At 70.5% G+C, this 6358-nt stretch carries 10 protein-coding genes; 4 read left to right on the top strand and 6 right to left on the bottom strand.

Annotated features, from left to right (window positions below; translation table 11 throughout):
* The first annotated feature begins 159 nt into the window (after positions 1-159).
* The 3 genes from VB737_RS04960 to VB737_RS04950 are packed head-to-tail and all read left to right on the top strand — an operon-like array spanning position 160 to position 1773.
* Positions 160-1065, top strand: a complete 906-nt coding sequence (locus tag VB737_RS04960) for a YihY/virulence factor BrkB family protein (RefSeq protein ID WP_500311641.1) — start codon at positions 160-162, stop codon at positions 1063-1065.
* 49 nt (positions 1066-1114) lie between these two features.
* Positions 1115-1351, top strand: a complete 237-nt coding sequence (locus VB737_RS04955) for a glypican (protein WP_500311639.1) — start codon at positions 1115-1117, stop codon at positions 1349-1351.
* Entirely contained in the window at positions 1351-1773 is a 423-nt protein-coding gene (locus tag VB737_RS04950) for a hypothetical protein (protein WP_500311638.1), read from the top strand. Before VB737_RS04955 ends, VB737_RS04950 begins: the two co-directional genes overlap by 1 nt.
* A gap of 46 nt (positions 1774-1819) precedes the next feature.
* Here the strand turns inward: VB737_RS04950 and VB737_RS04945 are convergent, their stop codons facing one another.
* The 5 genes from VB737_RS04945 to VB737_RS04925 all read right to left on the bottom strand — a co-directional run bounded on the left by VB737_RS04945 (position 1820) and on the right by VB737_RS04925 (position 4321).
* Entirely contained in the window at positions 1820-2227 is a 408-nt protein-coding gene (locus tag VB737_RS04945; protein ID WP_500311636.1) for a DUF2834 domain-containing protein, read from the bottom strand.
* Complete coding sequence (gene xseB, locus VB737_RS04940) at positions 2224-2511, bottom strand: exodeoxyribonuclease VII small subunit (protein WP_500311634.1); 288 nt, start codon at positions 2509-2511, stop codon at positions 2224-2226. The genes VB737_RS04945 and xseB overlap by 4 nt, the downstream gene beginning before the upstream one ends.
* 132 nt (positions 2512-2643) lie before the next feature.
* On the bottom strand, positions 2644-3834 hold the full coding sequence (gene xseA, locus VB737_RS04935; RefSeq protein WP_500311633.1) for an exodeoxyribonuclease VII large subunit: 1191 nt from the start codon (positions 3832-3834) through the stop codon (positions 2644-2646).
* Between the two features lie 4 nt (positions 3835-3838).
* Positions 3839-4033: a hypothetical protein gene (locus VB737_RS04930; RefSeq protein ID WP_500311631.1), complete on the bottom strand. Its 195-nt coding sequence runs from the start codon at positions 4031-4033 to the stop codon at positions 3839-3841.
* Between the two features lie 141 nt (positions 4034-4174).
* Positions 4175-4321: a CAB/ELIP/HLIP family chlorophyll-binding protein gene (locus VB737_RS04925; RefSeq protein WP_015109196.1), complete on the bottom strand. Its 147-nt coding sequence runs from the start codon at positions 4319-4321 to the stop codon at positions 4175-4177.
* 135 nt (positions 4322-4456) lie between these two features.
* On the opposite strand from VB737_RS04925, the gene VB737_RS04920 reads away from it, so the two are divergent.
* Complete coding sequence (locus VB737_RS04920; protein ID WP_500311629.1) at positions 4457-5314, top strand: HAD family hydrolase; 858 nt, start codon at positions 4457-4459, stop codon at positions 5312-5314.
* A gap of 11 nt (positions 5315-5325) precedes the next feature.
* Here VB737_RS04920 and VB737_RS04915 read toward each other — a convergent pair whose 3' ends face one another.
* Positions 5326-6237 (bottom strand): ATP-dependent helicase C-terminal domain-containing protein, encoded by a 912-nt coding sequence (locus VB737_RS04915; protein ID WP_500311627.1) that lies wholly within the window; start codon positions 6235-6237, stop codon positions 5326-5328.
* Between the last annotated feature and the right edge of the window lie 121 nt (positions 6238-6358).

The following is a 6358-nucleotide window of genomic DNA, read 5'->3' as shown; positions in this document are numbered from 1 at the left end:
AGCAGCGGCGACGATAGTTGGGGGGTAGCCCCCTGCGAAAATAGCTCGATGCCAGGTAAAACTTCCGACCCCGCAAGGGGTCGATGAGGAGAAGCCACCCGAGGAGGGTGGCTTTTCTGTTGGCATGCTGCAGCTCCACACCCTGATGATGGATCTGTCGTGAAATGGCGTCGTCGCTTTCGTCCATTCTGGAAGGCCTACCTGCTGTGGCTGCGGGCTGACTGCGTCGACCTGAGTGCCGCTTTCGCGTACCACACGCTGCAGTCGTTCTTTCCGGCCCTGCTGATTGCGCTCTCGGTTGCTTCACGGCTTCTCGGCCGTGATGTGGAGCGTTTCGATCGGCTGATCGCTGTCGTGGCCCAGGTGCTGCCAGCGTCCGCTTTGCCGGGATTTGAAGCCACCCTGCAGCGCTTTATGAACCAGGGATTCGGCGCCGGCATCCTCGGCCTGGTGCTTTTGGCCCTCAGTGCCAGCAACATCTACCTGACGCTCCAGCGCGGGGCCGATCGGCTCTGGTGGAATCGGCCCTTCGGGTTCGACCATCTGGGCTGGCAGGAGCACGTCCGTCGCTTCCTGGCCCTGCGCCTGAAGGCCCTCGTGTTGCTGCTGTTCGTCGGCCTGTTGATCGTCGTCGACCAGCTCTTCAGCACGATGCGGCTGTTCGGCTCCAGGGGCTTCCATGACCAGATCCAGACCTTCCTGCCCAAACCGCTTCTGTGGGTCAGCTCCCTGTCGTTCGGACTGGACCTGCTCGTCTCCCTGCTGATCGGTTTCGGCGCCACCCTGCTCTTCCTCTGGATGTTGCCCTCGCGCCGGATTCCCTTCCGACCGTTGATTCCCGGCGCCCTGCTGGTGAGCGGCAGCCTCACCCTCGCCAACCTGCTGCTGGGCAGGAGCCTGCTCGCCCTCGGGGTGCGCTTTCAGGCCTACGGGGTGGTGGGCGGTGTGCTGCTCTTGACGCTCTGGGTGTGGCTGGTGGGTGCCGTGCTCTATTTCGGCCAGTGCTTCAGTGTGGTGCTTTCCGGCGGTGCCGCTGGGGGGCCATCGTCACCTCTGCCACGCTGAGGAACGACCCGTTTCGGGTCAGGATGGTCTGATCGCATTGGATTGACCCTTGGCCAAGCCTGTCCTCCGGATCCCGCCCCTGCCGGCCAGCCTGGCGCTGGTGTCCATGGCCGTGGGCGCGGTGGTGCTGATCGGGCTCACCACCCTCGCGCTGATCCCGCTGCTGGTTGGGCTCGGGCTGCTGGCGGCCTGGCTGGTGGCGGCCCTGTTGCTGGCCTGGGCCGGTCTTGAGGGCCTGGCGGCCCTGGAGCGCTGGATCGAAAACGATCCACGCTTCCAGCGCTGATGGAACGGCGCATTCCCTGGCTGTGGATCGGCGTGGCGGCGGCTCTGCTGCTGCTGCCCACCTCGGCCGGACGCCTGCTGCTCGATGTCATCGGCGGACTCACCCTGACCCTCCTGCTCCTTCCCCTGCTGGCGGGTGGGGTGGCCCTGATCGGCTGGCAGCTCGTCCGGCGCCGCCTGCGCACCTGCCCGAGCTGTGGTTTCACCAGCCTGGGCACCGACGTCTGCCCGGCCTGCGGCACCCTCTTCAGCTCCGCCGAAGCCCAGGGCTCGTCGCCCAGCGATCCGCCCGGCTCGATCTTCTGGGGAAACCGATCCGACACGGAGATCGACGCCCGCGACGTGACCATCAACGTCGACGCCGTCGATGTGGAGGCCGCCGCCGGCGGCGAACCGAGCGGCCGAGGGGGCGACGGGGGCTGAGACCCAGGCGTCTGCGTGGATCAGCGAGCCCGTGCGGCCCTGCGTCCTATCCGGCCGGATCCGGCGCCGTCGGGCTCAGGCGAGCCAGCTCCCGCAGCCGACGTTCGCGCAGATGCAGGAACAGGGGGGCCCCGAACGCGAACGCGATCGTCACGCAGCTGAGCAGGACCCAGCCGAGTCCCCGCATGCCGAGCCGACGGCTTTCACGCACCATCCAGATCGTGACGGCGGTCGCCCCGATCGCCAGATCGCTGGACAGGGAGCGGGCGGCGGGATTGGCATTCGCCTGACGGATGAACAGACCCAGATCGAAGGCCGAGCCTGCGCTGCGGATGAACTCCAGATTGGCCAGCCAGGGGAGCACCCCACCGGCCACGGCCAGCAGCAGATAGAACCAGGCGATCCAGCTGATCCCGCCGGGACCGCTGCGGAGGGACAGGGCGTCGTCAGTCATGGGGTGTAGGGCGTTGGCGCCAGCTCCGGCTGGCCAGGATCCCATTGCATCACCTGTTGCTCCACCTGGGCCAGAACCGCCTCGCAGCGTTCGGCATAGGCCAGGGCGCGGCGATAGAGATCGGCCATCGCTTCCACATCCAGGTCCTGGTCCTGCAGCTGGGCCAGACAGAGCTCAAGGGCCGTCTGGGCTTCCCGGAAGCTCAGGTCCCGGGCCACGTCGTGGCCGGAGACGGCATCGGCGGGCTGGTCAGGGGCGCTGGATCGGGGTGAGGCCTTGGGCATGGAAGGAACCGGGAGACAGGAAGGCGGTGGAGTCCGCGGCGGAGGTGGCGGAAGCGATGGAGGGAACCTTGGGGGTCGGGCGTTGAGGGTGTGGCGTGGGGACTGACCCAGGCAGGGGCTCAGGGCCGGGGCTCAGGGATACGGGCCTTCCGGCTCGATCCCCTGCACCTGCAGGGCCACCCGACCATCCGCCAGCTCGGCAGTGATTCCTGCCCCTGGCCGCAGCTGCTTTACCGAGCGCAGCAGGCGTCCGTCGCCATCCCGGAGCAGGCTGAAGCCCCGGGCCAGGAGGTGTCGCGGTGAGAGCGCCTGCAGCAGCTGGCGTCGCTGGTCCAGCCACTGGCGCCGCTGGCCCAGCAGCCGGGCGGGGTGCAGCAGGCGCAGCTGGTCCTGGCGGGCGCCCAGCCGTTGCCGGGCCGAGGCGATCCGCAGGGCCAGCGTGCCTTGCAGGTGGCCGCGCTCCTGCGCCAGGGCCCGGATCACCTGGCTGCGGTCCGGCAGCAGGGCCACCAGGGCCGCCGTGGGCGTGGCCGCCCGGTAGTCGGCCACCAGATCGGCAATGGTCACGTCATCCTCATGGCCGATGCCGCAGATGACGGGCCAGCGACAGGCCGCCAGGCAACGGGCCAGGGACTCCCCGTCGAAGACGGCCAGATCCTCCCGGCTGCCACCGCCGCGGGCCAGCACCAGGGCCTCGATGCCGAGGCGGTCGGCCCGTTCGCCGAGGTTCTCGATGGCGGCGACGATCTGGGCTTCCACGTTCCCTTGCACGGGGATCGGCACCACCAGCAGGTCGGTGGCGGGCCAGCGTTCCCTGGCGGTGCGCAGCATGTCGGCGAGGGCGGCGCTGGGCACGCTGGTGAGCAGGGCGATGCGACGGGGCCAGCGGGGCAGCGGTCGCTTCCGCTCCGGGTCGAACAGCCCCTCGGGCTCCAGCCGGCTGCGCACCTGCTCGAACTGGCGCAGGACGGTGGTCAGGCTCGGGCGCACATCCAGCACCTGCACCGTGAGGCTGGCCCGCGCCGCCCAGAAGTTGAGCTTGCCGACCACCACCACCCCATCCCCCTCCTGGGGCACGAAGCTGAGCTTCTGCAGCTGGGACGACCAGATCACCCCCTGGATGCTGGCCTCGCCGTCGACGAGGGTCAGCCAGAGATGGCCCTTCTTCTGCTGGGGTCGTCCCACCGTCGCCTCCAGCAGGAAGCGGGGTGCGAAGCCCCGTTCCAGCAGGGCACCGATGGCCTGGTTGAGCTCGGCGACCGTGTACCGGGGAATGCCGTCGTGCTGGCGGGGGGATGCACTGCTGCCAGGGGCCGTGAGCATGGAATCAGTGCTTGAGCTGGCGGTAGCAGGTCCACCAGTAGAGACTCAGCAGGCCGGCCACCAGGGCCACGGCCCGGCCCGCCGGATGGTCGATCCGGACCAGGCCCGCCCCGGCGATCACCAGCGCGCTGCTCAGCAGCCGGGCGCCGTCGCGTCGGTTGCCGACATAGAAGCGGGGAGCGGCGGCGGAAGGGGCCATCGAGGGGCGCAGCCTGGAGGACCCTCAACCTAGGACCGCCCGGAACAGCGGCCCGGCCCATGAAAAAGCCGCCGGCTGAGCCGGCGGCCGACGCCTTGACCGGGCTTCAAGGACGTGGGAGTTGGGCAGGACGGCCGGGCTTCAGCCGAGGCCGACCTGGGCCAGAATGCCTTGGCCGGTGAGAATTTCGGTCGCCAGACCGATCACGAAGCCCATCATGGCCAGGCGGCCGTTCCAGGTTTCGGCGAAGTTCACGAAACCGAAGCGGGGCTGGGAAGCGTCAGACATGGAAGGAACCCTCGGTGGAACCCTGACTGTAACGAATCATGGAGTGGTCTTGACAGTGGCAGGGGCTACAAAGTCGGGTGTGGGTTGCACGGTTGACAGCCAACCCTGGCCGTGGCAGTGAGGTCAGTCCGGGGCATGGGGGCGGACGCCGGCGCCGGCTCCGTCTGGGGGCCCGGTGTGGAGGACCGCCGACGGGCGCCCCGGGCCCGCCTTCAGGGCCATCTCGCCGCGCCCCTGCCCAGCCGGATCGAACTGGTGCTGGTCACCGACCTCGACGGCACCCTGCTGGAGGGGACCGTTCCGACCCGTCGCCGGATCTACCGCTGGCTGGCCTCCCAGCGCCATCGGGTGCTGCAGGTGTTCAGCACCGGTCGGGACCTGCGCTCCATTGCACGGCTGCTGGCCGCGGAGGCCGCCCTGGGGCTCCATCCCCCCCACCTGGTGATCGGTGATGTGGGCTGCACCGTGGCCTGCGGCGCCAGCCTCACCCCCCTGCCCCTGGCCCTGGAACCCATCGAGGCCCTCTGGCGGGGACGGGCGGAGAAGGTGCTGCCCCTGCTGGCCCGGGTGCCGGGCCTGTCCCCCCAGCCCCTCAGCACCGACCGGCGTCTGGCCTACGGCATCGACCCCCTCCGGCTGGACACCAGCCGGCTGGCGGCCATCGAGGCCCATGGGGTGGATTGTCTGGTCTCCGGCGACAAATACCTCGACGTGCTGCCGCCCGGCGTCAACAAGGGCAGCACCCTGCTGGGCCTGCTGGAGTGGCTGGAGCTGGAACCGGCCCGGGTGGTCACCGCGGGGGATTCCCTCAACGATCTGGCCATGTTCGAGACCGGCCTGCAGAGCGTCATGGTGGGCAATGCCGAGCCCGGCCTGGTGCGGGCCCTGCCGGGGCTCGCCCGCACCTACCGCGCCCGCGCCCACGGCTGCCTGGGCATCCTGGAGGGCCTGCGCCACTTCGGCTTCGGCCATCTGCTCGACGGCCTGCCCTAGCGACGGCCCGCTCAGCGGCTCTCCCCGCGTGCCTCCCGGGCCAGGGCCGCCTTGGTGCGGGCGCTGGCGACCCCCTGGCGGGGATCCTCGGGCCAGGGGTGGCGGGGGTAGCGACCGCGCAGCTCCCGGCGCACCTCGGCGTAGCTCTGGTTCCAGAAGCCGGCCAGGTCGCTGGTGACCGCCGCCGGGCGTCCGGCCGGAGACAGCAGCTCCACCCGCACCGGCAGTCGGCCATCCAGCACCATCGGCCCTTCCAGGCAGCCGAACATCTCCTGCAGCTTCACGGCCAGCACCGGGGTGCCGCTGCCGTAGTCCAACGGCACCCGGCGGCCGGAGGGCACCGGCTGGCTGAGGGGCAGCAGCCGATCCAGTTCCCTGCGCAGGGACCAGTCCAGATCCCCCCAGAGGATTTCCGAGAGGTCGAGCTGCTGCAGGTCCTGGAGGCTGCGCAGGCCGTCGAGATGGGGGCCCAGCCAGGCTCCCGGGTCCTGCTGCAGCCGCTCCGGTGAGCGGTCGGGCCAGGGCGCCCCCAGGTGCCGGTGGGCCAGCATCAGGCGCTGCTGCAGCTGGCGGCTGGTGCGGCACCAGGGGAGCACCTCCAGTCCGAGCCGTTCGAGACCCTCCAGCAGGGCCCGCTCCACCAGCTCGCCGCTGGCGTCCGGCCAGGGGCGGCGCTCCAGCACCAGGGCCCCGCTCCGCCGCAGCCGCTCGCACCGCACCCGCTGGTCGGTGCCGTCCCAGCGGGCTTCGGTCTCCTCCTCGATCTCCTCCGCCACCAGGGCCTCCAGGCCGCTGGGGGAGAGGGCCACCGCCAGCCGCACCCTGGCCTCCTGTCCCTGGCCGTCGACGCTGGCGATCGCCAGGGCTTCGGCGGCGGCGAGGGGATCCCCCGGGGGGAGCACGGCGCCGCGACCGCTGCGCATCAGGAAGCGCCCATCACCGCGGCCCCGGCCCAGGGCCAGCCGTTCCGGGTAGGCCCAGGCCAGCAGCTGGGCGGCGCGGCCGTCCTCCGAGTCACTGCTGTCTGTTTAACACATCTGACGC

The organism is Synechococcus sp. BA-120 BA3 (assembly GCF_034931285.1).
In the GTDB taxonomy this organism is placed as follows: domain Bacteria; phylum Cyanobacteriota; class Cyanobacteriia; order PCC-6307; family Cyanobiaceae; genus Cyanobium.
This window is presented reverse-complemented; position numbering and strand designations above follow the sequence as displayed.

Coding starts and splice junctions, on each gene's coding strand:
- VB737_RS04930 (WP_500311631.1), bottom strand. CDS start 4,033: ATGGCCCCTTCCGCCGCCGCTCCCCGCTTCTATGTCGGCAACCGACGC.
- VB737_RS04925 (WP_015109196.1), bottom strand. CDS start 4,321: ATGTCTGACGCTTCCCAGCCCCGCTTCGGTTTCGTGAACTTCGCCGAA.
- VB737_RS04950 (WP_500311638.1), top strand. CDS start 1,351: ATGGAACGGCGCATTCCCTGGCTGTGGATCGGCGTGGCGGCGGCTCTG.
- xseA (WP_500311633.1), bottom strand. CDS start 3,834: ATGCTCACGGCCCCTGGCAGCAGTGCATCCCCCCGCCAGCACGACGGC.
- VB737_RS04915 (WP_500311627.1), bottom strand. CDS start 6,237: ATGCGCAGCGGTCGCGGCGCCGTGCTCCCCCCGGGGGATCCCCTCGCC.
- xseB (WP_500311634.1), bottom strand. CDS start 2,511: ATGCCCAAGGCCTCACCCCGATCCAGCGCCCCTGACCAGCCCGCCGAT.
- VB737_RS04945 (WP_500311636.1), bottom strand. CDS start 2,227: ATGACTGACGACGCCCTGTCCCTCCGCAGCGGTCCCGGCGGGATCAGC.
- VB737_RS04920 (WP_500311629.1), top strand. CDS start 4,457: ATGGGGGCGGACGCCGGCGCCGGCTCCGTCTGGGGGCCCGGTGTGGAG.